At 63.1% G+C, this 26,028-nt stretch carries 22 protein-coding genes; 16 read left to right on the top strand and 6 right to left on the bottom strand.

Annotated features, from left to right (window positions below; genetic code table 11):
* Nucleotides 1-23 precede the first annotated feature (23 nt).
* Nucleotides 24-572 (top strand): nucleoside deaminase, encoded by a 549-nt coding sequence (locus tag BM438_RS07200; RefSeq protein WP_093633595.1) that lies wholly within the window; start codon nucleotides 24-26, stop codon nucleotides 570-572.
* Nucleotides 573-574: 2 nt separating this feature from the next.
* On the opposite strand, the gene BM438_RS07195 is transcribed toward BM438_RS07200, so the two are convergent.
* A complete protein-coding gene (locus BM438_RS07195; RefSeq protein ID WP_093633594.1) occupies nucleotides 575-1,129 on the bottom strand; it encodes a lysozyme inhibitor LprI family protein in 555 nt (184 codons plus the stop codon).
* Nucleotides 1,130-1,354: 225 nt separating this feature from the next.
* On the opposite strand from BM438_RS07195, the gene BM438_RS07190 reads away from it, so the two are divergent.
* Nucleotides 1,355-2,197 (top strand): SH3 domain-containing protein, encoded by an 843-nt coding sequence (locus BM438_RS07190; protein ID WP_093633593.1) that lies wholly within the window; start codon nucleotides 1,355-1,357, stop codon nucleotides 2,195-2,197.
* Between the two features lie 38 nt (nucleotides 2,198-2,235).
* Here BM438_RS07190 and BM438_RS07185 read toward each other — a convergent pair whose 3' ends face one another.
* Nucleotides 2,236-3,099, bottom strand: coding sequence for a LysR family transcriptional regulator (locus BM438_RS07185; protein ID WP_093633592.1), 864 nt, complete (start codon nucleotides 3,097-3,099; stop codon nucleotides 2,236-2,238).
* Nucleotides 3,100-3,194: 95 nt separating this feature from the next.
* On the opposite strand from BM438_RS07185, the gene BM438_RS07180 reads away from it, so the two are divergent.
* The 11 genes from BM438_RS07180 (at nucleotide 3,195) to BM438_RS07135 (ending at nucleotide 11,721) form a co-directional block, all read left to right on the top strand.
* Nucleotides 3,195-3,761, top strand: coding sequence for a DUF4865 family protein (locus BM438_RS07180; protein ID WP_093633591.1), 567 nt, complete (start codon nucleotides 3,195-3,197; stop codon nucleotides 3,759-3,761).
* Entirely contained in the window at nucleotides 3,758-3,973 is a 216-nt protein-coding gene (locus tag BM438_RS44685) for a hypothetical protein (protein ID WP_143131659.1), read from the top strand. Before BM438_RS07180 ends, BM438_RS44685 begins: the two co-directional genes overlap by 4 nt.
* Nucleotides 3,974-4,084: 111 nt before the next feature.
* Nucleotides 4,085-6,394 (top strand): putative bifunctional diguanylate cyclase/phosphodiesterase, encoded by a 2,310-nt coding sequence (locus BM438_RS07175; protein ID WP_093633590.1) that lies wholly within the window; start codon nucleotides 4,085-4,087, stop codon nucleotides 6,392-6,394.
* Between the two features lie 239 nt (nucleotides 6,395-6,633).
* The gene (locus BM438_RS07170) at nucleotides 6,634-6,822 is read left to right on the top strand and encodes a hypothetical protein (protein WP_054043350.1); all 189 of its coding nucleotides are present in this window, start codon (nucleotides 6,634-6,636) and stop codon (nucleotides 6,820-6,822) included.
* 194 nt (nucleotides 6,823-7,016) lie between these two features.
* Nucleotides 7,017-8,417 carry an FAD-containing oxidoreductase gene (locus BM438_RS07165; protein WP_093633589.1) on the top strand — a complete coding sequence of 467 codons (1,401 nt, stop codon included), beginning with the start codon at nucleotides 7,017-7,019 and terminating at the stop codon, nucleotides 8,415-8,417.
* 88 nt (nucleotides 8,418-8,505) lie between these two features.
* Entirely contained in the window at nucleotides 8,506-8,853 is a 348-nt protein-coding gene (locus BM438_RS07160; protein WP_093633588.1) for a cupin domain-containing protein, read from the top strand.
* Nucleotides 8,854-8,921: 68 nt separating this feature from the next.
* Nucleotides 8,922-9,239: a hypothetical protein gene (locus BM438_RS07155; RefSeq protein ID WP_093633587.1), complete on the top strand. Its 318-nt coding sequence runs from the start codon at nucleotides 8,922-8,924 to the stop codon at nucleotides 9,237-9,239.
* A gap of 102 nt (nucleotides 9,240-9,341) precedes the next feature.
* On the top strand, nucleotides 9,342-9,728 hold the full coding sequence (locus BM438_RS07150; protein ID WP_093633586.1) for a DUF488 domain-containing protein: 387 nt from the start codon (nucleotides 9,342-9,344) through the stop codon (nucleotides 9,726-9,728).
* 92 nt (nucleotides 9,729-9,820) lie between these two features.
* Nucleotides 9,821-10,396, top strand: a complete 576-nt coding sequence (locus BM438_RS07145) for a TMEM175 family protein (protein ID WP_093633585.1) — start codon at nucleotides 9,821-9,823, stop codon at nucleotides 10,394-10,396.
* 2 nt (nucleotides 10,397-10,398) lie between these two features.
* Nucleotides 10,399-11,208, top strand: a complete 810-nt coding sequence (locus BM438_RS07140; RefSeq protein ID WP_167378326.1) for a hypothetical protein — start codon at nucleotides 10,399-10,401, stop codon at nucleotides 11,206-11,208.
* Nucleotides 11,209-11,232: 24 nt separating this feature from the next.
* Entirely contained in the window at nucleotides 11,233-11,721 is a 489-nt protein-coding gene (locus BM438_RS07135; RefSeq protein WP_093633658.1) for a metallophosphoesterase family protein, read from the top strand.
* Between the two features lie 148 nt (nucleotides 11,722-11,869).
* Here BM438_RS07135 and proP read toward each other — a convergent pair whose 3' ends face one another.
* The 3 genes from proP to argA all read right to left on the bottom strand — a co-directional run bounded on the left by proP (nucleotide 11,870) and on the right by argA (nucleotide 15,803).
* Nucleotides 11,870-13,372, bottom strand: a complete 1,503-nt coding sequence (gene proP, locus BM438_RS07130) for a glycine betaine/L-proline transporter ProP (RefSeq protein ID WP_234475448.1) — start codon at nucleotides 13,370-13,372, stop codon at nucleotides 11,870-11,872.
* Between the two features lie 712 nt (nucleotides 13,373-14,084).
* A complete protein-coding gene (locus tag BM438_RS07125) occupies nucleotides 14,085-14,360 on the bottom strand; it encodes an oxidative damage protection protein (protein ID WP_054043359.1) in 276 nt (91 codons plus the stop codon).
* Nucleotides 14,361-14,414: 54 nt separating this feature from the next.
* Entirely contained in the window at nucleotides 14,415-15,803 is a 1,389-nt protein-coding gene (gene argA / locus BM438_RS07120; RefSeq protein WP_054043361.1) for an amino-acid N-acetyltransferase, read from the bottom strand.
* Between the two features lie 23 nt (nucleotides 15,804-15,826).
* On the opposite strand from argA, the gene hrpA reads away from it, so the two are divergent.
* Nucleotides 15,827-20,335 (top strand): ATP-dependent RNA helicase HrpA, encoded by a 4,509-nt coding sequence (hrpA, locus tag BM438_RS07115; RefSeq protein ID WP_093633584.1) that lies wholly within the window; start codon nucleotides 15,827-15,829, stop codon nucleotides 20,333-20,335.
* A gap of 268 nt (nucleotides 20,336-20,603) precedes the next feature.
* On the opposite strand, the gene BM438_RS07110 is transcribed toward hrpA, so the two are convergent.
* Nucleotides 20,604-23,297, bottom strand: coding sequence for a YadA-like family protein (locus BM438_RS07110; protein ID WP_093633583.1), 2,694 nt, complete (start codon nucleotides 23,295-23,297; stop codon nucleotides 20,604-20,606).
* A gap of 607 nt (nucleotides 23,298-23,904) precedes the next feature.
* Here BM438_RS07110 and BM438_RS07105 point away from each other — a divergent pair.
* Together BM438_RS07105 and BM438_RS07100 are read left to right on the top strand one after the other, a co-directional pair.
* On the top strand, nucleotides 23,905-24,924 hold the full coding sequence (locus BM438_RS07105; RefSeq protein ID WP_093633582.1) for a YVTN family beta-propeller repeat protein: 1,020 nt from the start codon (nucleotides 23,905-23,907) through the stop codon (nucleotides 24,922-24,924).
* A gap of 46 nt (nucleotides 24,925-24,970) precedes the next feature.
* Complete coding sequence (locus tag BM438_RS07100) at nucleotides 24,971-25,969, top strand: sterol desaturase family protein (protein ID WP_093633581.1); 999 nt, start codon at nucleotides 24,971-24,973, stop codon at nucleotides 25,967-25,969.
* Nucleotides 25,970-26,028: the final 59 nt, after the last annotated feature.

The raw sequence follows: 26,028 nt of genomic DNA, 5'->3' as shown, positions 1-26,028 counted from the left end.
TAAAAAATTGAAGGAGATCGCCCGTGAGTCTTACCGTCCCGACCGATGCCGGCGCCGCTGGAGTGGCGCCAGCTTATCCGCCGCAGGGTTTAACGCCGACGCACGAGCAGGTCGTGCGGCATCTGCGGCATTCGAGCCGGGTGGCCGAGCGGGCGACGCTGCTGGGACACCATCCGTTCGGCGCGGTGCTGGTCGGCCCGGATCAGGAGACCGTGTTGATGGAGCAGGGCAATGTCGATACGGTGAATCACGCCGAGTCGGTGCTGGCTCGCGTGGCGGCGTTGAACTTCACGCCGGAGTACTTGTGGAGTTGTACGCTGTACACGTCGGTCGAGCCCTGCTGCATGTGTGCCGGCACGATGTACTGGGCCAATATCGGCCGCGTCGTGTTTGGCATGACCGAGAAGCGCCTTCTGGAGGCGACCGGCGATCATGCCGAGAATCCGACCATGAGCGTGGATTGCCGGTATGTGTTCGATCACTGCCAGAAGCCCGTCGAGGTGATCGGGCCGGTGGCCGAAGTGGAGACTGAGGTGCTGGAAGTTCAGCGGAAGTTCTGGAGCGGCAGGTAGTGCTATTGCACGTCCGCTGGCGCGAGCATCGCCAGTCCGCAGAACCAGTCGCCGCCGTGCGGCTGATATTTCCACTTACCGTTGTTCTCCTTGATCACAGTGGAGCACTGGTCATTCACGACGATTCCCGGATCTGCCGCGGTGCATCGAAGCATCGCGGTTTCGGTTTGCTGTAGCGCAGGCATCACCACCTTACGCTGAGTGTTCGGTTCAGTCGGCCCATCCGGGTTTCCCGTTTGGATGCTTTCGATCAGCCGTTGCAGTTCCTCGATCCGGGTCTCGTACCACGTCCCCAGACACGCCGCATCGCGGCAATTCGCTTCCCGCCACGCCCACTTGCTGTCGCTGTCCGTGAGGAAGGCGCGACGGTTGACGACCCGTCGCCGCGCTTTCCAGTACAGTTGCCCAAGCGTGTCATCGAGCTTCGAGAGCGCAGGGTCGTTGCAGATCATCCGTTCGGTGAGCGAGCGTCCCCTCGTGCAGTCGAAACTGGTAGCGTGAGCGGGCAGATACGTGAGCATCAATGCGGCGACAAGGATAGGGCGGAAAATTTTCATGGTGCTCCCGGCAGTGCATGGGTTTTTCATGCAATGGATGATCGGCCGAGTCGCCGGAATACAGAGGCCCGAAAACAGCGTGAATTCGGGTGGGTGATTACCAAATCTTGCTTTGCTCGGGGTGCACTGGAACGGCTAGGGCAATTCCATAAGCATTTGCCGGCTGGTTTCAGGCATGCGCATTGCCGACGTGGATGAGTACGGGACGTAAAAACGGGAGAAAAAATGAAACAACACCTCGTTCGATGCATGTATGCGGCGGTCAGCTTGCTGGCGCTGCCAGCAGTGGCGTCCGCGCAGTCGCAGGCTTATACGAATGGCACGGTCAACGTGCGCGCCGGGCCGGCTTCGGATTACCCGGTCGTGACGCAATTGCCGGGCGGTGTCCCGGTAAGCGTGATGGGTTGCATCAGCAACTACCAATGGTGTGACGTCGCGGCTGAGAATCTGCGCGGTTGGGTCTACGCAGCGCGACTCAGCTATCCCTATCAGGGCAGCAATGTGCCGGTGATGAGCTACGGCACGGTGATCGGCTTGCCGATCGTGACGTTCTCGATCGGCACCTACTGGGGCAATTATTATCGGGGCCGGCCGTGGTACGGGCAGCAATCGCGCTGGGCGCATCATTCACCGCCACCACCCCCGAGACCAGGTGCAGGACGGCCACCAGGTTGGCGTCCGCCCGGAGGTCCGCCGCCCGGAAATGCGGGTGGTCGGCCGCCAGGCGGTCGGCCACCGGATAACGCAGGCGGACGTCCACCGGGCGGGCAGCAGGGCAATGGAGGCGGACGCCCACCGGGCGGGCAGCAGGGCAATGGAGGTGGACGCCCACCGGGCGGCCAGCAACCGGGCAATGCAGGCCGTCCACCGGGCGGGCAGCCGGGCAATGCAGGCGGACGTCCACCGGGCGGGCAACCGGGCAATGCAGGCGGACGCCCGTCAGGCGGGCAGCAGCCGGGCAATGCAGGCGGCCGTCCACAGGGAGGGCAGCAAGGCGGCGGGAATAACCGGCCTCAAGGTGGGTCTCAACGGGGCGGCGATCGGCCGCCCGGAAGCGGAAACAACTGAGGCAAGGTGGACCGGTCCGTCCGGTCCACCCATTCTCTTCAGTAGATTGCGTTCATAAACGCCGAGCTGACCGCTCGCAAGGTTTCCTGCGAGCGTGGGTCGCTCAGCCGCGTATGCAGTACGACCTTCGAATTCGGCAGCGTCGGCAAACCGAGTTGTTCGCCGACCTCCACAGCTCCCGCCGGCGCCACGCGCTGCGCCAGCGCGGCCACGGCGAGCCCTGCACTCACGGCAGCGCCGACAGCCATCACGCCTCCACCAACGAACACCTCGGTCCACGCAATCCCGGCCGCATCGAGCGCGTCCGTGGCAATCGCGCGAATCCCGCATGGCGCGGCGAGCGTCGCCAGTTTTAGCGGCTGCCCCTCGCGATGCTGCCAGCCCGGCGCCGCGAACCAGCCGAGCCGCTCCTCGGCCAGCAGTTGTCCATCGCGGCGATCGCCTTCGCGACGGCCGATCGCCGCGTCGACTTCACCGCGCTCGAACCATGCAAGGACGTCGCGTGACGCGGCAATGCGCACTTCGATGACGAGGAGCGGATCGTAAGCCGCGAGCCGCCCCAGCAGCGCCGGCAGATTCGGCCCTGCCACGTGGTCGCTGATGCCGAGCTTGAGCCGGCGCTCCGGCGCGTCGGCGGTCCCCGCCAGCGCTCGCTCATGAGCGAGCAGCAATTGCCGGGCGGCGCCGATGAAGGCGTCACCGCGCGGCGAGAGTCTCACCGCGCGCGGGGTGCGCTCCAGCAAGCGGTAACCCAGACGCGCTTCGAGCCGTTTGAGCTTGAGGCTCATCGCAGCTTGTGACGTATCCATGACTTCGGCGGCGCGCGTGAAACTGCCGAGATCCGCGACCAGCACGAAGGCCTGGATCGCATCCAGATCGAGAGGACGTGCGAGAGTGCTCATATCGAAATTTTATCGCAGATATAAATCACCATATCTTGATGTAATGATTGCGCCGGCGCAAGCTCACCTTCAGTCGAAACCACAAGGAGTTCGCCATGCTTGCCAAACAGTATTCGCACCGTCTGCCGTCCACCTATGACATGGGGATCATCCGCGAGCGCGCGACGCGGCGCGGCCCGCTGTGGGACGCGACCGAGGGGCTGGGATTCAAGGCTTTCGTCGTCCGCGAACGGGGCCACTACGGCGCTACCGCGAACGTGTATTCCGCGGTGTATCTGTGGCTCGATGCTGAGCAGACCGCCGACTTCTTCATGGGCTCGCGCTTTCAGAACGTTATCGACGACTTTGGCCGTCCCGACGTCGAAACCTGGCTGCCGCTCGATGCCCGCAAGGGGCCGGCGCAACGGGCGCTCGCGTTGTATCGCGAGGAACAGCCGATCGGCGAGCAGGACAACCGCGCCGAGTTGCGCGCCGCACTGATCGAGCAGAACCGTCGCATCGCGGAGCAGGACGACACGGTCGCCGTGGTCTCCGCACTCGATGTCGCCAATTGGAAGCTGATCCGTTTCACGCTGTCGTCGTCGCCGCCGGTTGCCACGGCGGGGCGCACGGTCTACGAGGTGCTGCATCTCGCGCGGCCCGGCGTCGCGAGCCTGAAGTGAGCGCTAGCGGGGCGTTCAACGGCAGAGCGGCTGAGACCGGTCCGGCAGCCGTTCCGGCGGCCCCCGCTCAACCCGTGCGGTTAGCGCCGCTCGATATCCGCGTGGCGCTGGCCGCGCATCTGGCAGGGCTGGCGCTGACAATGGCCGCGATCGCCGGCTTCACCGTGCTCGCCGTGTTAACGGGGCAGTCGCTTCATTGGCTGACCGACTAGCCGGTCACACGCTTAGCACGCTATGCATCGTAATTAAAGTGCGCTAGCCTCGCGTAAACCCCGGTGTGCCGCTTACACTAACTTGCCGATGTGGGGTTAGGGGGCGCACATATGACACGCGAAGCGACATCAGATAGCACGATGGGAGCAACGCCTGAGGGCACCCGCTACGGGCCGGACCGGGCCGAGGGGGTGTTGGCGTCGGAGCGTACGGTGTTGCGGCTGATTACGCGCAACACACCGCTGCCGGAATTGCTCGACGAAGTATGCCGCCGCGCGGAAGCGCTGCTAGGCGATGGTGCGACCTGTTCGATCCTTCTACTGGACGCGGACGGCGTACGCGCGCGCGTGGGCGGCGCGCCTTCTCTGCCGGCGGACTTCAGCGCCGCGATCGACGGTGTCCCGATCGGCCCGCGAGCCGGGTCCTGCGGCACCGCGATGTACGAGCGGCGCATGGTCGCCGTCGAAGATATCGAAACCGATCCGCTGTGGGCCGATTTCCGGCACCTCGCGTTGCCGCTCGGTTTGCGCGCGTGCTGGTCGGTGCCGTTTGAAAACGATGCCGGCGCGGTGCTGGGTGCGTTCGCGGTCTATCACCGCACGTCGCGCCGGCCGACCCCCGAAGAAGCGGCGATGCTCCACGACATCAGCCACAGTGTCGGTCTCGCTGTTCATCAGGACGCGATGGCGCAACGCCTCGCGCACAGCGAGGAGCATCACCGGCTGGTCGTGAACCATCTCAACGAAGGCATCATCGTGCAGTCGCGCGAAGGCGTGGTGCTGGCCTGCAATCCGAGTGCGCAACGCATTCTGCGGGCGAGCGCCGACCTGGTCGGCCGCGACATTCAGACGGTGATGGTGCGTGCATATCACGAGGACGGTTCAATCGTCACCGACGCCGATCGTCCCACCAGTCAGGTGCTGGAGACCGGCAAATCCAGGCTCGGCATCACGATCGGTCTGGAACTGACGGACGGCGATGTCGTCTGGATTACTGAGAATGTCGTGCCGATCATCAAACCGGGCGACAGCGAACCCAGCTCCGTGCTGATCTCGTTCACCGACATCGGGCCGGTGCGCGAGGCGCAACGGCAGCTCAAGTTTCTGGCCACCCGTGATCCGCTCACAGGCCTTTACAACCGCGCTTACCTGGCCGAGCGGATGCGCGATCTGTTCACGCCGGGTGATGTGGCAGGCATGGGCGAGCTGGCGCGGGTCGCCGTGCTGTTTGTCGATCTGGACGGTTTCAAGAAGGTCAACGACACCGCCGGTCACGAGGCCGGTGATGCGCTTCTGTGCAGCGTGGCGGAGCGGCTGTCGGCGTGTGTCGCGCGCGACGATACGCTCGCGCGCGTGGGCGGCGACGAATTCGTAATCGTGGTCAGCGCTTACGAAAACACGGGTCGGCTGATCGCGCTTGCCCAGCGTATTCTCGATACGATCGCGGTACCGTTCGCGGTGGCGGACAACGAGTACTACATGGGGGCATCGATCGGCATCAGTCTGTTTCCCGAGGACGGCCAGGACGTGCCCACGTTGATGCGCAACGCCGACTCGGCGATGTATCACGCGAAACAATGCGGCCGCAACAATTTTCAGTTCTTCACCGCCGAGCTGAATCGGCATCTGCAACGCCGCTTTATGATCGAGCAGGCGTTGCGGCGCGCGCTCGCCACGGATGAACTGAGCCTCGTGTATCAACCGATCGTCGACAGCCAGTGCGGCCGTACGATCGGCGCCGAGGCGCTGCTGCGCTGGTACAACAGCGAGCTGGGCAACGTCTCGCCGGTGGAGTTCATCCCGGTGGCCGAAGATGCCGGCCTGATCGTCGAGATCGGCTCATGGGTGCTGGCGCGGGCCTGCGAGCAGGTCGCGCAATGGCGGCGCACGCTGGCGCCGGATCTGATCGTCGCGGTGAATCTGTCACCGCGCCAGTTCAAAGGCGGACTGGTGGAGCGCATCGAGCGCTGTCTCGAGGAGTCCGGGCTCGAGCCGGCGGCGCTGGAGCTGGAGATTACCGAGCGGCTGTTGATGAGCGACAGCGACGCCGTCCTGCCGATGCTCACCGCGTTGAGCGCGATGGGCGTGCGGATTTCCGTCGACGATTTTGGCACCGGTTATTCGTCGCTGTCGTATCTGAAGCGGTTTCCGCTGCATAACCTGAAGATCGACCGTTCCTTCGTCGCGGGCTTGCCGGATCATCGCGATTCGATCGCGATCACGCAGGCGGTCGTGGCAATGGCCCATTCGCTCGGCATGAATGTCACGGCGGAAGGTGTGGAAACCGCCGAGCAGGCGGCGTTTTTGCGCGGGATCGCTTGCGACAAGCAGCAGGGCTATTTTTATAGCAGGCCTGTGGGGGCGAGCGCTTATGCACGCAGCCTGCATGACGCGCAGGTGGGGCTGGCCAGCGCTTCATAGCTGCCCTGACGTCTCGGGGCACGGCTGTAGGCGCCGCAAACCCATTTCGCCCGAGGGACTAATTCAGCAATCGGACCTCACTGCTCACTGCCGCGGGGATCCAGATTCGATTGTTCAGATTCCCAAACAAGTGCCTTCGCGTTCCCGGTATTTATCCGCGGCCCCGGTCTCCCTAAAATCCTCCCATCGAATGTACATTCCGCGTCGTGCCAGAACGGCCCAGCGCGATGGGAGCCGTTATGCCAGCCTTAATTCAGAACCAGCTTTATCGACCCGCGGTGATTCTGCCGATGGTCGCGCTCATGCAGGTAATGGTCTCGCAGGATTTCAACCTCGGCCAGGTCGGCTGGGTTGTGGCCGCTCGCGGCGCGCAGGCCGCGCTGCAACGCTCGCGCGAGTTGATCTGCGCCGTGCATTGCCACGCCTGAACCTAAGCGGGCGCAATTTGCAGCAATTGGCCGCGCCGGCCCATTGGCGGCGCGAAAACAGATCTGCGGCCGGTGCGCGAACGCCACCGCGCGTGACAGAAACAACGAGAAGCAAACAGAAGGAGCGATAGCGGCAACGCGAGGCGCTGAGGGTAAGATGCTACGACCAGCACCCCAGCCTCGGGAGATCTGCCATGCCACAGCACTTCGACGCAGTCGTGATCGGTACGGGACAAGGCGGGGCGCCGCTCGCTGTCCGTCTCGGTCAAAGCGGCCGCAAAACCGCGGTGATCGAACGCGCGGCTTTCGGCGGGACTTGCGTGAATGTCGGCTGCACACCCACCAAGTCGTATGTAGCTAGCGCCCGCGCGGCCCACGTAGCGCGCCACGCCGCGGACCTGGGCGTGCAGGTGAGTGGGGCGGTCAGCGTCGATCTGGCAGCGGTCAAGGCGCGTAAGGACAAGATCATTGGCCAATCGCGCGACGGCGTCGAGAAATGGCTGCGCGGCACGGATAACGTCACCGTCTTCACCGGCCATGCGCGCTTCACCGGCGCGCATACGCTTGCCATCAGCGGCCCGGACGGCTCGGTGCGCGACGAACTCAGCGCTGACGAAATCTTCATCAATACCGGTACGCGCGCCGTCGTGCCGCCGCTCGAAGGGCTTGAGCGCGTTCGCTACTACACCAACTCCAACCTGCTTGAACTGACGGAATTGCCGGACCATCTGGCGATTGTCGGCGGCAGCTATATCGCGCTCGAATTTGCGCAGATCTTTCGCCGCTTCGGCAGCCGGGTGACGGTGCTGGTGCGCGGCGAGCGCGTGCTGACGCGCGAAGATGCCGACTTCGCCAACTCGGTGCAGAAGGTGCTGGCGCGTGAAGGGATCGAGTTTGTCTTCGGCGTACAGCCTGCGCGGGTCGAACCGCATCCACATCACGAGAACGAGGTGTGCATCGGCTTCGAGCAGAACGTGCCCGCGCTCGAAGCGTCGCACCTGCTGTTCGCCACCGGCCGTGAACCGAACACCGACGACCTTGGCCTCGACGCTGCCGGCATCGCGACGGACAAGCACGGCATGATTCCCGTCGACGGCCAGTTGCGCACCAACGTGCCGGGCATCTGGGCGATTGGTGACATCAACGGACGCGGCGCCTTTACCCACACTTCCTACGATGATTTTCAGATCGTCGCTGCTAATCTGCTCGACGGCGGCGCGCGCAGCGTCGATACACGGATCATGACGTACGCGGTGTTCGTCGACCCGCCTCTCGCGCGCGTCGGGCTGTCGGAAACCGACGTGCGCAAAGCCGGCCGTGAGGCGCTGATCGCGACCATGCCGATGACGCGGGTGGGCCGCGCGCGCGAACGCGGCGAGACGGATGGTTTCATGAAGGTGCTGGTCGACCCGCAAAGCAAGCAGATTCTTGGCGCGGCGATCCACGGCATTGAAGGCGACGAAGCGCTGCACACGTTCATCGACATCATGACGGCCGGCGCGCCGTATCCGACCTTGCAGTACGCCATGCACATTCATCCGACCATCAGCGAACTGGTGCCGACCTTGCTCGATGGCCTCAAGCCGATGAAGTGAGCGCCGCACCGGTGGTATTCCGGGAGCGAGCGTGCTCGGCGAAAGCGTGTAGCGAACTCAGATAGCGAGCCTAGCCGGAGCACAAGCGATGAAACGCACGATCAGCAGCGGCAACCTCTTCGATCCCGGCGCGCCAGCAGGCCCTGACGAGCAGGTCGACGCGCTCGTGGAACAGGTCGGCGTGACCATCGAACGGATCGTCTCCCGAGGGCACGCAAGCCCGCCGGACTTCTGGTACGACAGTCCGCGCGCAGAGTGGGTCGTGCTGCTGAGCGGCGCGGCGGCGCTGGAATTCGAAGGCGAGCCTGAACTGCATCCGATGAAACCCGGCGACCACGTGCTGATCGACGCACATTGCCGGCATCGGGTGGCATGGACCAGCGACACGGAGCCGAGCGTGTGGCTGGCGGTGTACTACCCTGGCGTTTGCCAGTGACCGATAGCTGAGATCACGTCGCCATAACGGGATTAAACTCGAACTGGCACGTATCCTGGAGCGAGATCATGAATGATGCTGACCCCAAAAGCACTTTTCGCGGTCTTCCGTTGACCCCGGAACAGGACGCGGAAGTCAGACACTACATAAAAAAGCAGAAGCAGCAGGGCGCGGCGTGGGACACGCCGGAACTGGCGTCCATGCTTCGCGACATGCTGGAACCGCCGGGCGATGACGACGGAGAATTCGATCCCGACTTCGACGAAACGAAAGCCGCCGCGGAACGTGCAGCGGCCTCGATCGACGAGGCGATGGACCCGATCGAGGCGAGCGAAGAGCGCAACGCCGCGATGGAAATCGAGGCCATGAAGGGCTTGAGACGCTGAGCCTGGATTGCAGGACGCATTGCATTGCAGAACCACTGACGAGCGGCGTTGATCGACCCGACGGGAGAAGGTCGCGAGTCCACCACGGATCAGGAAAACAACATGAGCATCAGCATCGTTCAGCTTGGGTCTCCGAGAGCGGCTGACGAGGGGCTGCGTATCGGCACCGTTCGGCGGCCGCCGCGCGGCGTACCCCGGGCCGAATTCGCCACCCGTGACTATTACGACGTGTGGCTGCCCAATCTCTCGCCTGACGCGGAGCTGGTCAAGGAAGCAAAGGCGGTGACGAGCGACCGCGATTGGGCCGCGTTCGCGAAGAAATTCCGCACGGAGATGAATGGTGGCGATGCCAGCAAGGTGTTGGACCTGCTTGCGGCCTTGTCAAAAACGACCAACTTTTCGGTCGGTTGCTACTGCGACGACGAAAGCCGCTGCCATCGCAGCATTCTTCGTCAGTTGTTGGACGAGCGGGGCGCGCTGATCAGGTGAGGCGCGCATGCGCCGCCGGCCGCATTCGACAAGTCCGGTTGTCATCACCGATAATCGGCGGCGTAACGACTACACAATCAGGAAACCGACCGATGGGCAAGGGACGCGTCGAAGCCTTCAGCGATGGCGTGATCGCCATCATCATCACAATCATGGTGCTCGAATTGAAGGTGCCGGACGGCTTCGATCTCGCCGCGCTGCGCCCCGTGATCCCCGTGTTCTGCGCCTACGTGCTGAGTTTCATCTACGTCGGCATCTACTGGAACAATCACCACCACCTGTTCCATACCGTGCAGAAGGTCAACGGCGCGGTGCTCTGGGCCAATCTCCATCTGTTGTTCTGGCTATCGCTGCTGCCGGCCGTCACGCATTGGGTCGGTGAAAACCATCTCGCCGCCTGGCCGACCGCGATGTACGGCGCCGTGCTGTTCATGTCGGCGATTGCGTATTTCATTCTGACCCGCGTGCTGATCCGCGAGCACGGTACGGAGTCGACGCTCGCGAAGGCGGTCGGCAACGACTTCAAGGGCAAGGTGTCGGTCGTCATCTATCTGGTGGGCATGGCGCTGGCATTTGTTCAGCCGTGGCTCTCGGCCGCGCTCTACACGCTCGCCGCGGCCTGGTGGCTCATTCCCGACCGCCGTATCGAACACCTGATGGAAGCGTAAGCATGTTGCTTGCGCTCAAGCTCACGCTGGTGCCCGCGTTTCTCGCCGCGCTGACTGTGGCGGGGCGGGTGTGGGGACCGTCGGTGGCGGGATGGCTCGCGGGGCTGCCGGTGGTGTCCGGCCCGATCGTGTTGCTGCTCGCGCTGGAGCGTGGGCCGGCGTTCGCGGCGTTGGCGTCGGTGGCATCGATTGCGGCGATTGCCGCCTCCGAGGCGTTCAATTTTGCGTATGCGTGGACCTGCCGGCGTTCAGCATGGCCGCTTGCGCTTGTGGCCGGCATGCTCGGATGGGTTGGCGTGGCGATGTTACTCACACATTTGCCGGGTGGACTGATGTGGGCGGTGGCCGCGAGTTGCGTGGCTGTCGCCATTTCGCAAAGCGGCTTGCCGCGCGTCACCGGCCATGTGCGGGCGACGCGTCTCGGGCTCGGCGATCTTGCGCTGCGCATGCTCGCCGGCGCGGTGCTGACGTTGGCGGTGACGACGCTGTCCGCGTCGATGGGCGCGACATGGAGCGGGCTGCTGTCGGTGTTTCCGTTGCTCGGCATCGTGCTCGCGGTATCGGCCCAGCGCGCGCATGGCTCGGACTTCGTTGCGTTGTTGATGCGCGGCATGGTGATCGGCCGCGGCTCGTTCGCGGCGTTCTTCGCCGTGACCGCGACGATGTTGCCACACTACGGTGTGTGGGTCAGTTTTGCGTGCGCGGCGGTGGTGTCGATGGTGGTGCAAGGGGCGACCAGGCGATTGCTTCGCGCAAAGCGGCCGGCGCAGGTTGTGACGCGTGAGCTTGCTGAACAGCAGTCAGCGGATTGAGGCCGTTTGGCCGATACTGAGATCATGACTTCGCGCACCCAAAGCTTTCCGGCCACCCGAATCGGTTTGATTTCCGACACGCATAACCTCGTGCGTCCTGAGGCCCTGCAGTACCTCGCAGGGTGCGACGCGATCATCCACGCGGGCGATATCTGCAATCAGGCGGTGCTCGATGCGCTCGCGCAGATCGCGCCGGTCACCGCCGTGCGCGGCAATAACGATATCGGCGACCCGGTTGCCTTGCTACCGACGCACGTCAAGCTGACCGTCCAGCAGGTGACGATCCTCGTCGTGCATGACATTGCCGATGTGGGTGACAATCCGCGCAGCGAAGGCATCGACGTGGTCGTGACGGGCCACTCGCACAAACCCGCAATCAGCGAGCGCGACGGCGTGCTGTATGTCAATCCAGGCAGCGCAGGGCCGAGACGTTTCAAGTTGCCGATTTCCGCCGGCACGCTGATCGTTGAAGGTACGCACGTCAGCGCAACCTTCGATTCTCTGGTGACATAAAAAAGCGGGCCGACAAATATTTGCCGGCCCGCTTTCGAACATGTTCACGCTTATAGCTGTGGAACGCAGCCGCTAGTTGTAGCGCTCGCGGACGATACGCGTACAACTTCGGCGGCTAGTTACTGAGCAACCTAGGCACAAGCCAGGATCAGGCACGCGCCGTAGCCGCAGACGCGTAACCTTCATCCATTTCCGCCGCCTCACGCTCGCCGCGCAGCACCGCATGCGCTTCGGCACGCGTTGCAACACACGGACCGGAGCCGAGTAACGGCTTGCGGGCCGTTTCACGCAGCGCGAACACCGACACGATACCGATCAGCGACGCGCCCATCAGGTAGTACGCGGGCATCATCAGATTGCCGGTGCTGTCGACGAGCCATGCCGTTACGAGCGGCGTTGTCCCACCGAACAGCGACACCGAAATGTTGAAGCCGATCGCGAGCGCGCCGTAGCGGATCTTGGTCGGGAACAGCGCCGGCAGCGCCGACGGCATCACACCGGTAAAGCACGACAGCAGCACGCCGAGAATCATCAGGCCGCCGAACACCGGCAGCACCGTGCCCATGCGAATCAGCAGCAGCGCGGGAATCGAGAGCACGAACAGACCCACGCAGCCGAACAGCATCACCGGCTTGCGGCCGATCGTGTCGGACAGGTGGCCGGCCGCCAGCGTCATCGGCATCATCAGCACCATCACGAGCAGCACGAGGAAGAGACCGTGCGTTTCGTTGAAGTGCAGCGTGGCCGACAGGTAGCTCGGCAGATACGAGAGCGCCATGTAATCGGTGACGTTGAAGATCAGCACAAGGCCGACGCACAATAGAAGCGGCTTCCATTGCTGCATCAGCAACTCGCGGAACGATTGCTTCGGGAGCGCCTTGTCTTCGGCTTCGCGTTGCTCGGCCTGCTTCTTGAACGCGGGCGTTTCTTCGAGCTTCATCCGGATGTAGAGACCCACCAGACCCAGCGGACCCGCGATCAGGAACGGCACACGCCAGCCCCACGAGAGCAGCGCCTCGTTCGAGAGCGTTGCCGTCAGAACCGCAACCGTACCGGCGCCGAGCACATAGCCGATCAGCGTGCCGAACTCGAGGAAGCTGCCCATGAAGCCGCGGCGCTTGTCCGTCGAGAATTCGGCGATGAAGGTCGCAGCGCCGCCGTATTCACCACCCGTCGAGAAGCCTTGCACGAGGCGCGCGACCAGCAACAACGCCGGCGCGAAAATGCCGATCGTCGCATAGCTCGGAATCAGGCCGATCGCGAAGGTGCCGAGCGCCATCATGATCATGGTCATGGCCAGCACCCGCTGACGGCCGATGCGGTCGCCCAGCGGCCCGAACACCATGCCGCCGACCGGCCGCACGAGGAACGCCGCGGCGAACGTGCCGAAAGTGGCGATCAACTGGGCGGACGGGCTCGACGACGGGAAGAACACTTTGCCGAGCGTGACAGCGATATAGCTGTACACGCCGAAATCGAACCATTCCATCGCGTTGCCGAGCGCCATGGCGCCGACGGCCCGCTTGAGGAGAGATTTGTCGACGACGGTGATGTCGTCGAGTGAGAGGCGTTGTTCTTCTTTGTGATGTCGCCAGAAGCCGTTGCTGGAAGCGGTCAAGGTGAAAACTCCAATGACTGCGACGAAACTCATGAAAACGCGCATGAACGTTCCGCCACGGGTGCTGGGGAAGTGCAGTTTCGCGAGCAGAGCGATGGCGTCTCTCTCGCCCGAAGGCGATAGAAGGGGGCGTGAAAAAAGAAAACGGAACGCCCGTGCCTCGCGAATCATTCGCGAAAAAACACTCGTCTAGATTGTGCTGACTGTTGCATCTGCGTGGCCGTGGAAGGGGGGCAGATGCATGAGGACGCTGGGGTGGCTGAAAGCTGGCCCATGCGCCGCTGAAAGGCTCGAAACGAAAAAGGCCGGTGCTGGATCGCCGCTCATAGTGCGAGCTCAAGCGGGGAAACGACCGACAAGCCTTCTTGTATAAAAACTATTCAATCCGGCCCTTGGTACGCACTGCATGCCAAGTGTGAACTGAATGTGAATGAAGGTAAATTGCTGTTGGAACGGTGCACATGATAGCACGATGACGGACGATCGTGCAAACCTGGGATTCGGCCGACAGCCCGGGGAGGGCGCTCAATCCCTTGCGTGGCGGGGGATTCGGCGGATTGTGGCGGTATGGAAAAGAGGCTTAAAAGTGGCCGGAAATGGTCCGGTTAGTGAATTTTTCCAAGGCTTGAAAGTGGCGAAATGCGCGACGAAATTCGCGGCCAGACAGGCGAAAAAAATCCGCGCTCGCGGCGCGGATTTTTTGTCAGGCTGGTCGCCAATTCTGGCTTGTAGCTCAGAAAAGCGCTTACTCGGCTGCCGGCGGCACGTAGCCCTGCGCCGTATCCGCGCCTTCGCCAAAGAAGAACTTTTCGGTCTGCTTCATCAGATACTGGCGTGCGCGCGGATCGGCCATGTTCAGGCGGTTTTCGTTGATCAGCATGGTTTGCTGCTTCAACCAGGCCTGCCAGGCTTCCTTCGAAATGCTTTCGTAGATCCGCTTGCCAAGTTCGCCCGGCAGCGGCGGGAAATCGAGGCCTTCGGCTTCCTTGCCGAGCTTCGCGCATTGAACCGTACGAGTCATGCTGTGCTTCTCCTATATCGATGTGGGGCGGGCAGTCGCTTTATATGGGGACGCTCAGAGCTGTTTCATCAGCACGAGCGACTTGCGCTGCCAGTTATAGAGTCGGCGGCGGTCTTCCGGCAGGTCGTCGACCGTGACCTTGACGAAGCCGCGCTTGAGGAACCAGTGTTCGGTACGCGTAGTGAGCACGAAAATCCGCGTGAGGCCGCGTGCCCGGGCGCGTTGTTCGATGCGTTTGAGCAGGCGCTCGCCGTCGCCGGTGCCTTGCGCTTCAGGCGCGACCGTGAGGCAGGCCATTTCGCCGATGCGCTCCTGCGGGTACGGATACAGCGCCGCACAGCCGAACAGCACGCCATCGTGCTCGATCACCGAGAAATGGTCGATGTCGCGTTCGATCTGGTGGCGGCCGCGCCGCACCAGCGTGCCGTCGGATTCGAGCGGCTCGATCAGCGAGAGAATGCCGCCGACGTCGTCCGGCGTGGCTTCGCGCAGGCTTTCGAGGTTCTCGTACGAGATCATCGTGCCCACGCCATCGTGCAGGAACAGTTCGAGCAGCAGGCTGCCGTCGAGCGCGTAGGGGATGATGTGTGCCCGCGCCACGCCGCCGCGGCAGGCGCGGATCGAATGTTTCAGATAGAAGCCCGCGTCGCCGGTGACCTCGCCGCTTTCATGCAGCTTGTAGGCGTCGTCGAGCGACAGTTCGCGAACCAGCACCGGTCCGTCTTCGCCGGTCTCCATCAGGCCCGGGGTCTCGGTCAGGAACACGATCTTGTCGGCGCGCAGGGCGATCGCCGCCGCCGAGGCGACGTCTTCCATCGACAGATTGAATGCCTCGCCGGTGGGCGAGAAGCCGAGCGGCGAGAGCAGCACCAGCTTGCGGCTCGCGAGCGAATGGCGGATCGAATCCGCGTCGATCTTGCGCACTACGCCCGTGTGGGCGAAATCGACGCCGTCCAGAATGCCGACCGGGCGCGCCGTCACGAAGTTGCCCGACACCACGCTGATGTGCGCGTGCGCCATCGGCGTGTTCGGCAAGCCCTGGCTGATCGCCGCCTCGATATCCAGACGCACTTCGCCGGCCGCTTCTTTCGCGGACTCCAACGCGCGTGCATCGGTAATGCGCATGCCGTGCGAAAACTCGGATTCCACGCCGTGCAGGCTCATCTGCTCTTCGACCTGCGGTCGCGAGCCATGCACCAGCACGATCTGGATGCCCATGGCCTGCAGCAGCGCGATGTCGGACACGAGCGCATTCAGGAGCCCCTGATGCACCACCTCGCCGCCGAAACCGACGACGAACGTCTTGTTACGGAACGCATGGATGTAAGGGGCGACTGAGCGCATCCAGTCGACGAATTGCGCGTGCTGTGCGAGGTCTTCCGTTGCTCCGGCGGGGGCCGGAACGCTCGCGGGCGCGGGGACGAGGTCGGTTTGGGAATTCATGCCGGGGATTATAATGCGCCCCCATGTCGAATGTACCCAAAAGTCCCGCTACGGCGAACGAGAATGTGACGCCGGCCGCCGATCGGGCGAAGCCCGGCGACGCCCGCCGCCGCGATGCGCAGGACGCTAACCGCAACACGCCACCCGCCGCGCGTGAGTCCCTGCGCTCGGCGGATGACGCGCGCGTGTCCGCACAGAAAAATAATCCGCCGCAAGAGGCGCGCCGCGAAGCGGGCGCGCAGGCGCCGAAAGCCGCTCATAAGGGGCAGAAGCACGCGCCACCGGGCGACGCTGCGCTCAGTCAGCCGACTTCCGGCGGCGTGGAGAAGCCCGCGCGCCGCGACGATGGACGCGCGCAGAACGCGCCTCGCGGCGAACGCCAGCAGCAGGGCGATGAACGGCGCGCGCAGTCCGAAAACGCGCGGACTCCAAATCAGCCGAAGCGTGGCGATGGGCGTGCCAATCAGCAAAGCGGTGCGCCCGCGCAAAAATCGCCGCAAGCAGGCAATGCGCAAAACGGGCAGCCGCGTCGCGAGCCCCGTCCGCCGCGCGTTCAGCGCGTCGTCGAGCCGAATCAGATTCCGCCGATTACGTTTCCCGAAGCGCTGCCAGTGTCCGGCCGCCGCGAGGAGATCGCGCGGGCCATCGCACAGAATCAGGTCGTGATCGTCTGCGGTGAGACCGGCTCGGGTAAGACAACACAGCTACCGAAAATCTGCCTCGAACTCGGGCGCGGCCTCGGCGCGGGTGGCTCCGGTCTGATCGGCCACACGCAGCCGCGCCGGATTGCGGCATCGGCAACGGGCCGCCGCATCGCCGAAGAACTCGGCACGCCGTTTGGCGAAGTGGTCGGCTACAAAGTGCGGTTTACCGACAATCTGTCGCCGGGCGCGTCGGTCAAGTTGATGACCGACGGTATTCTGCTCGCCGAAACGCAGACCGATCCGCTGCTCAACGCCTACGACACGCTGATCATCGACGAAGCGCACGAGCGCAGCCTGAACATCGATTTTCTGCTCGGCTATCTGAAGGAAATCCTCGTCAAGCGGCCCGATCTGAAGCTGATCGTGACGTCGGCGACGATCGACGCGGACCGCTTCGCGCGCCATTTCGGCCGCGACGACAAGCCAGCGCCGGTGATCGAAGTGAGCGGGCGTTTGTATCCGGTCGAGGTGCGCTATCGGCCGGTCGCAGAGGACAGCCCGGCGGTGAAGGCGGCGGAGGGTTCTTCTTCCGCGTCGCGTGAATCGCGTGACAGGCCGAAGACGCAGCGCGAAACGGATCGCGATCTGATGGAAGCGATCGTCGATGCGGTCGACGAACTGTGCCGCGAAGGCCCCGGCGATGTGCTGGTGTTCCTGCCCGGCGAGCGCGAGATTCGCGATGCCGCCGAAGCGCTGCGCAAGCATCATCCGCCGCACACGGAAATTCTGCCGCTGTTCGCGCGTTTGTCCGCGGCCGAGCAGGAACGCGTGTTCCGCACCTCGAACGCGCGCCGCATCGTTCTGGCCACTAACGTCGCCGAAACTTCGCTGACAGTGCCCGGCATTCGCTATGTGGTCGATACGGGACTCGCGCGTGTGAAGCGCTACTCGTATCGCAACAAGGTCGAGCAGTTGCAGGTCGAGTCGATCTCGCAGGCCGCCGCGAATCAGCGGGCAGGGCGTTGCGGCCGCGTCGCGGATGGCATCTGTATTCGTCTGTACGAGGAAAGCGACTATCAGGGTCGCGTGCGTTTCACCGACCCGGAGATTTTGCGTTCGTCGCTGGCGTCGGTGATTTTGCGGATGAAGTCGCTGCATCTGACGGCGATCGAAACCTTTCCGTTCATCGAGCCGCCGCCGGGCCGCGCGATCGCCGACGGCTATCAACTGCTCAACGAACTGGGCGCCGTCGACGACGACAACCAGCTCACGCCGCTCGGCCGCGAACTCGCGCGCTTGCCGCTCGACCCGCGCGTCGGCCGGATGATTCTCGCCGCGCGCGATCAGCAGGCATTGAAGGAAGTGCTGATCATCGCCAGCGCCTTGTCTGTGCAGGACCCGCGTGACCGGCCGATCGAGGCGCAGGAGCAAGCCGACCAGGCGCACCGCCGCTTCGCTGACGAGCGTTCCGAGTTCCTGCAATGGCTGAAGATCTGGAACTGGTTCGAAGAAGCGATTGCGCACAAGAAGTCGAACCGGCAATTGCAGGACGAGTGCCGCAAGAACTTCCTGTCGCAACTGCGTCTGCGCGAATGGCGCGACGTGCACTCGCAACTGCTGACCGTGGTGCGCGAGCACGGTTGGCGTCTGAACGAAGCCGAAGCGACTTTCGAGCAGATTCACCTCGCGTTGCTGACCGGCCTGCTTGGCAACATCGGTCTGAAAGCCGACGACGAGCCGTATTTCCTCGGCGCGCGCAGCATCAAGTTCTATCTCTGGCCGGGCTCGGCGCTGGTGAAGAAGGCCGGTAAGTGGGTGATGGCCGCTGAACTGGTCGAGACGAGCCGTCTGTACGCACGCTGCATCGCGAAGATCGAGCCGGAATGGATCGAAAAGATCGGCGAGCATTTGCTGAAGAAATCGTTGTCCGAGCCGCATTGGGAAAAGCGCGCGGCACAGGTGTCGGCGTTCGAGCGCGCGGTGCTGTACGGTCTGCCGATCTACCACCGGCGGCGCGTGAGCTTCGGCAAACAGGACCCGGCGCGGGCGCGCGAGCTGTTCATTCGCGGCGCGTTGGTGGAAGGCGAGTTCGATACGAAGCTTGCGTTCTTCGCGCACAACCGCAAGCTGCTCGCCGATATCGAGCAGCTCGAACACAAGTCGCGCCGCCAGGACGTGCTGGTCGACGACGAGCTGATTTTCGGCTTCTACGATCAGGCGCTGCCGAAAGGCATCTATACGGGCGCGTCGTTCGAGCGCTGGTATCGCGACGAGGTGAAGAAGAGCGGTCAGCCGGAAGATAAGCTGCGTCTGCTGTACCTGTCGCGCGACGATCTGATGCGGCACGAAGCTGCCGGCGTCACGACCGATCTGTTCCCGAAGCGGATGACGATGGCGGGCGTCGAGATGGCGCTCACGTATCACTTCGAGCCCGGTTCGCCGCGCGACGGTGTGACGCTCGCCGTGCCGCTGTATGCGCTGAATCAGGTCGATGCGCGGCGCTGCGAATGGCTCGTGCCCGGCATGCTGAAAGAGAAGACGCAACTTCTGCTGAAATCGTTACCGCAGAAGCTGCGGCGCCATTGCGTGCCGCTGCCTGAGTTCGCGGCGGGTTTCGTCGAACGGCATAGTGGTCCGCGCTTCGGCGCGGGCGGTTTGCTTGAGACCTTGATCGCCGATGTTCGCGAGCAGACTCAGGTCGCGATGAAGCAATCGGACTTCAAGCTCGAGACGCTGACGCCGCATCTGTTCATGAACTTCAAGGTCGTCGACGAGCACGGGCGGCAGCTTGCGATGGGCCGGAATATGTCGCAACTGCGTGCCGAGCTTGGCGGTCAGGCGCAGCAGCACTTCCAGAAGATCGCGTCGGGTGCGGCTGGGGTGGCGTTGGCGGATGCCGGAGGCGGTGGCGGCGTGGCTGTTGGCGCGCAAGCGGGCGGAGCAGCCGGCGCGGCAAGCGGTGCGGTTTCGCGAGGTAAGGGCACTACTGCGCCAGGTCCGCAAACTGCGCCGCAAGAAGGCGCAGCCGGCACCGCGTTGTACGAAAAGCTGACGACGTGGAATTTTGGCAAGCTCCCCGAGTTGCTGGAAATTCGCCGTGGCGGGCAGACCTTGTTCGGTTATCCGGCGTTGGTGGATCGCGGCACGCACTGTGACGTCGAAGTGTTCGATTCACCCGACGAAGCCGCGCGCATTCATCGTGCAGGGCTGCGGCGTTTGTTCGCGTTGCAACTGAAAGAGCCGATCAAGTATCTGGAGAAAAATCTGCCGGGTTTGCGCGAAATGGCGATGCAGTTCATGCCGCGTGGCACGCAGGAGGAACTGCGCGATCAACTGATCGACACCGCGCTTGATCGCGCGTGCCTGCAAGACCCGCTGCCAGCCGATGACGTCAGTTTCCATACACGCCGCGACGAAGGCCGCAGCCGGTTGACTTTGTTGGCTCAGGAAATCGCCCGGCTCGTCGGCCAGATACTGACCGAGTACGCGACCGTGACGAAGAAACTGGTGCAGGCGAAGTCGTTCGCGGCCGCGCATGCGGATATGCAGAACCAGCTGGATGGGCTGATCGGCAAGCGTTTTGTGGTCGATACGTCGTACGCGCAGTTGGCGCACTTTCCGCGCTATCTGAAGGGCATTGCGTTGCGCATCGACAAGCTGAAGGCGGACTCCGCGCGCGACGCACGGCAGTTCGCCGAATTCCATCCGCTGTTGCAGAACTACCAGCGTGCGCTTGCACAACGCGGCGGTGTGCTGGATCCGCGCTTGTCGGAATTCCGCTGGCTGCTCGAAGAATTGCGGATTTCGCTGTTCGCGCAGGAGTTGCGGACGCCGATGCCGGTGTCGGTGAAGCGTCTCTATAAGGTGTGGGAGTCGATGCAGCGTTGAGCGATGGCTGGGGCGGGACCGATGCGGCGCCTGGCGGCACAGGAAGTGGGGCGGCGCAACTGTCCGCTTCGTTCGTCCAGGGTTAGCCGATGCGGTTCTACACGTGGTGTCGAGCAAAAAAACGCGCGACGCCACTCCTTTTGAGAATGTTGTCACGCGCAAAAGGCGCGAGTTCTTGCGGGCCCGCGCCTGCTCGCTAAGTACGGCAATGCTATCGGCGTCGGCGTGACTGATTCAGATCGAGCCAATCACGTTTTCCGCCGAGCTGTTACCAGTGCATGCCCGCGCCGACCGACGCACCGAACTGGCCACGCGAGTCGGTCGTCCCTTGCACCTTGTAGACCCACTTGCCGGTTTCCGACAGTTGCGAAACGCCGATGGCCATCGCCGACTGGCCGCCATACGTGCCACCCGCAATCGCCACCATCCCGCGACCCGGCAAGACCGCCTGCGGCAAACCTGCTGCGGCCAGCGCCGATGCCGTGCCACCGTACGAATCGCGGCGAGCCGAGCGGATCTGGTCGTCGGTGTAGCTGTTTGCCTGGCCGACCGCGCCGCTTACGCTTTGCTGTAGTTGATTGACGTTGACCGCGTCCGTGCCTTGTACGCCGGCTGCGACGTTGGTGATCTGACGTTCCTGGCCCGCTGCGCCAACCGATACTGTGTTCGCCCGATCCGCGACTGAGCCCTGACCCAATGCCACTGAGTTGTCCGCGCTGGCGTTTGCTGCTGCGCCGAGTGCGGTGGCGTTGTTGCCGCTTGCGACGGAGTTCGCGCCGATGGCCACGGTATTGGCGCCTGCCGCTTGTGCGTTCGCGCCCGAAGCGACCGAGTGCGCGCCGCTTGCCAGCGCGCCTTCTGTCCCGCGGTCGCCTTCCGCGCTGTAGAACGGATTGGCCGTGTTGACCGTGATGTCGCTGACCGCGCCGTTGATGGCCGCGTTCAACTGGCCGAGGTTGACGGCGTCGTTTGTGTCCACGCCGTCGGCGACGTTATGGATCACTGTGCCGCCGCTTGTTGCATCGCCGAGCGTGACGCTGTTCTTGTTGACGCTGCCGTCGGCGTTCCTGTCGTACATCACGGCGCCGTCGAGCCTGGCGTCGGTCTGTGACGTAACTTCCTTCAACTGGGCAACGTTGACGGCGTCGGTGTCGGCGGTACCGGCTGCGACGTTGGTGATTTGACGTTCTGCGCCGCTTGCACCGACGGAGACGGTGTTGGCACGATCGGAGATCGAGCCGTTGCCGAGGGCGACCGAGTTGGCAGAGCTGGCAATGGCCTGATAGCCGAGCGCCGTTGAATTGTCGCCGGCAGCCGTCGCGAGGGTGCCGACAGCCGTGCTGTTGCCTCCCTGTGCCCACGAGGAGGTGCCGGCTGCAAAAGAGGCGTCGCCGGAAGCGTTGGCGTAGGCGCCGATCGCGACCGAGTGGTCGCCGTTTGCGGTGGCGTCGTCCGAGCCGTCATTGGCACCGCCTGCCTTGAAATAGCGCGATGCGTCGGCGGCAGCGGCATTCAGCTGGCTCAGGTTGACGGCGTCTGTAGCTTCGGTGCCGGCTGCAACGTTGGTGATTTGACGTTCTGCGCCGCTTGCGCCGACCGAGACGGTGTTCGCACGATCGGCGATCGAGCCTTGGCCCAGTGCGACCGAGTTAGCCGCGACGGCGCTAGCGTTATAGCCGAGCGCCGTCGAGCCGTCGCCTGCTGCCGTGGTAAGCGTGCCGACAGCCGTGCTGTTGTCTCCCTGTGCCCAGGAGGACGTGCCGGCTGCAAAAGAGGCGTCGCCGGAAGCATTGGCGTAGGCGCCGATCGCGACTGAGTGGTCACCGCTTGCGGTGGCATCGTCCGAGCCGTCATTGGCGCCGCCTGCCTTGAAATAGCGCGAGGCGTTAGCGGCAACGGCATTCAGTTGGCTCAAGTTGACGGCGTCTGTAGCTTCGGTGCCGGCTGCGACGTTGGTGATCTGGCGTTCTGCGCCCACTGAACCGACAGATACGGTGTTGACGCGATCGGCGACCGAACCGTTGCCCAACGCGACCGAGTTGGCGGAGCTGGCATTTGCCTGATAGCCGAGCGCCGTCGAATTGTCGCCCGCAGCCGTCGCGAGGGTGCCAACGGCGGTGCTGTTGTCTGCCTGTGCCCGCGAAGACGTGCCGAGCGCCAATGACTCAGCGCCGGAAGCGTTGGCGTAGGCGCCGATCGCAACCGAGTGGTCGCCGCTTGCGGTGGCGTCATCCGAGCGGTCATTGAGGCCGTCTGCCTTGAAATAGCGGGATGCGTCGGCGGCAACGGCATTCAACTGGCTCAGGTTGACGGCATCCGTTGCTTCGGTGCCGGCTGCGACGTTGGTGATTTGACGTTCCGCGCCGCTTGCGCCGACAGAGACGGTGTTAGCACGATCGGCGATCGAACCTTGGCCGAGCGCAACGCTGCCGTCGGCGAAGGCGCTAGCGTCAAGGCCAATGGCGACCGCGCCGCTTCTATTCGCGAGCGCGTTGGCGCCGAGCGCCGTTGCGCCCACGCCCGTCGCGCTAGCATAGTTGCCTATGCCGGTGCTGAAATCGGCGTCGGCCAGAGCTGTCATCCCGGCCGCGAATGCACCTTCGCCCCGGCTTTCCGCCTTGAACCCAATCGCGGTCGCGGCCGTGTTCGTTGCCGTTGCCCAGTTACCGATCGCGATGGACCCCGAACCCGATGCACTCGATCCAACGCCCGCCGCCACCGAGCCCGGTCCCGAGGCTGTCGCATCGGGATCCACACCTGGAATGACCGAGCCGGCAGCGAAATAAACCGTAGCCGCCTGCGCCACCGGCACACCGCCCAGCAAAGTTGCCGCAGCCAGCACAGCCTGCGCCATGACCAACTTCCGCGATGCCCCGCGTTTCGTTTTCGAGCGAGCCGTCTCCGACGCGGCGACCCACGAGCCCGTCGTCTCACACCAAACCGATTTGTAGATTTTATTCATTTTTCAGAAAACTCCGCCGGAATTAGATCGTGGACGGCACACGAAAGCATTCTGAGTCGGAAAAGGCGTCATCGCCCCAAGTGTGTCGCGCATAGGCAGAACACGTCGGCTACGGTTATTTATTCCGACCGCTTTTTGTGTTCTGTTGATTTCCTCGCGCGTCCGAATTACCTGCATCACGCTTTCATGTCCACGGGATTAAGTGCATGGGCGATGAACGGCGAAATTGTCAGTTCTGGTGGGGCGAAGCCGAAATAAGCCAATTCTTAAATCGTTGAAAATAAATGGCGGGATGTAATTGGGTTTGGATAAGTGTTTTTTAATTGTATAAAGTAAAGAATAATCTTGTTTTGTCTTATGAAAAACGGAATGGCATAAGAATTTAATGAGCTGTTATTATGTGGATTAAAATGGATTGATATGAATCGCCACGGATTTTTCTACGTAAAACCGTCGTCGGGTTGTCAGTGACTCGGAATTCACTGACAGATTTGCCGCCGGATGCGCCGCGTCCCTTCGTTTTTCCACGCGTCGTACCCGCATCCAGGTCAACCGCTGGTCACAGCAAACGTTCTACAATGACGGTTGTTCTCCGAAGTGAGTTTTCATGCGTAAATTTTTTCTTCCCGGCGTGACTGCCACGTTCGCCGCAGGCGCAGCGCTGGTCGCCGCCGCAGGCTTTTTTTCTCCGGCGGCTCTCGCCAACAACGTGATCGTGCTCAATTCCGGCGAAGCCACGCTGAGCCTGATCGACGAGACCACCCGCCAGGTCATCGGCACGGTGCCGACGGGCAAGGAACCACACCACCTGATGGCCACGCCGGACAACTCGTCGTTGATCGTCGCCAACTCGGTGTCGAACAACCTGATGTTCGTCGATCCGAAATCGGGCCAGGTCCAGCGCTGGGTCGAGAACATCGAGGATCCGTACCAGATCGGTTTTTCGCCCGACCGCAAGTGGCTCGTCACCACCGGGCTGCGTCTGGACCGCCTCGACATCTATCATTACGACAGCCAGAAGAACCAGATGACGCTGGCCTCGCGTCTGCCGCTCGCGGTGATGCCGAGCCACATGGCCTTCACCAATGACAGCAAGACGGTGTTCGTCACGCTGCAGGTTTCGGGCGAGCTGGCCGCTATCGATCTGGCCACGCAAACCGTCAAGTGGAAGATGAAGGTCGGCAAGGTGCCGGCCGGCCTGTGGATGACCCCGGGCGAGAAATATCTGCTGATCGGCATGACCGGGGCGGATTACGTCGCGGTGGTCGACTGGCGCAACCAGAAAATCGTCAAGACGATCCAGACCGGCAAGGGCGCGCACAACTTCCGCTCGCTGGTCGACGGCAAGCATGTGGCGGTATCGAACCGCGTCGCGAGCACGATCAGCATCATCGACGAAGACACGCTCACCAATGTCGGCGATATCACCGGTTTGATGCCGGGGCCGGACGACATGGAACTTTCCGCGGACAAACGCTATCTGTGGGTGACCTTCCGCTTTGCGAAACATGTCGGCATCATCGACCTGAACACGCGTAAGCTGATCCAGACGATAGCCGTCGGCCGTTCGCCGCACGGTATCTATTTCTTCAATCGCGCGCCGATTACGGCGCCGAACGGCGCGTGACGCTGTAACAGGCAGACCGCGAGGAATGAAGTAACAGGCCAGCACCATGTTCCATCTGATTTTTTCTTCTCTCGACAGCTTCGTCTCAGCCGTGCAGACGCTGCTGTACGTCGACGTGGTGCAGCCGCTGCTGTTCCACTTCAATCTGATGGACTATGACGAAGACACTTACGACAGCCTGTATTGGGTGATCGTCGGCGTTTTCGAGGTGCTGGCGATGTACGCGATCCTGCGCCCGCTCGAAATGCTCCGCCCGGTGGAGCGGTGGGAAAACCGCAAGGCCGTGCGTGTCGACGTGATTTACACGTGGATCGCCAAGCTCGGCATCCTGAACCTGTTCTTCTTTTTCGCGCTGCAGCCATTATTCGACAACGTGCAGGCCTGGCTGCGGCTGCACAACATCGCGAATATCGAATTCGACAATCTGTGGCCGGGCGTCACCACGCAGCCGCTTGTCACATTCGTGATGTACCTGCTCGTACTCGATTTCGCGGGCTACTGGTATCACCGCTGGGAACATCGGATCGGTGTGTGGTGGGAATTGCACGCCGTACATCACAGCCAGCAGCAAATGTCGCTGTGGTCCGATGACCGTAACCATTTGCTCGACAGTTTGTTGCAGGCTTCGTTTTTTGCAGCGATCGCGTTGGTGATCGGCGTGCCACCGTCGCAATTCGTCGTGCTGGTGGCAATCACGAACCTCGCGCAGAGCGTGCAGCACGCGAACATTAGTCTGTACTTCGGCTGGCTCGGCGAGCGCCTGTTGGTCAGCCCGACCTTCCATCGCCGGCATCATGCAATCGGCTATGGCCACGAAGGGCTGAAGTACGGTTGCAACTTCGGCGTGCTGTTCCCCTGGTGGGACATGCTGTTCCGCAGCGTGTCGTGGAGCCGCGAAATGGAGCCCACCGGCATCCGTGACCAACTCGAAGGCCGACGCTACGGCGACGGTTTCTGGGCGCAGCACTGGCTTGCCTTCGTGCGCATCGCCGGGCGGCTTTCGCCGAAGCGGCGCACCGAAGGCAGCGACGCCGCCCCGGTTTGAGCATTCTTCCTCTTGCGCCGTCGGTTTTCCCGGCGGCGCGTCACGTGGTTTATCCTGTT

Source organism: Paraburkholderia aspalathi (assembly GCF_900116445.1).
GTDB classification, from domain to species: domain Bacteria; phylum Pseudomonadota; class Gammaproteobacteria; order Burkholderiales; family Burkholderiaceae; genus Paraburkholderia; species Paraburkholderia aspalathi.
Note: the sequence above shows the minus strand (reverse complement) of the source record. Positions and strands in the feature narration are given on the sequence as shown.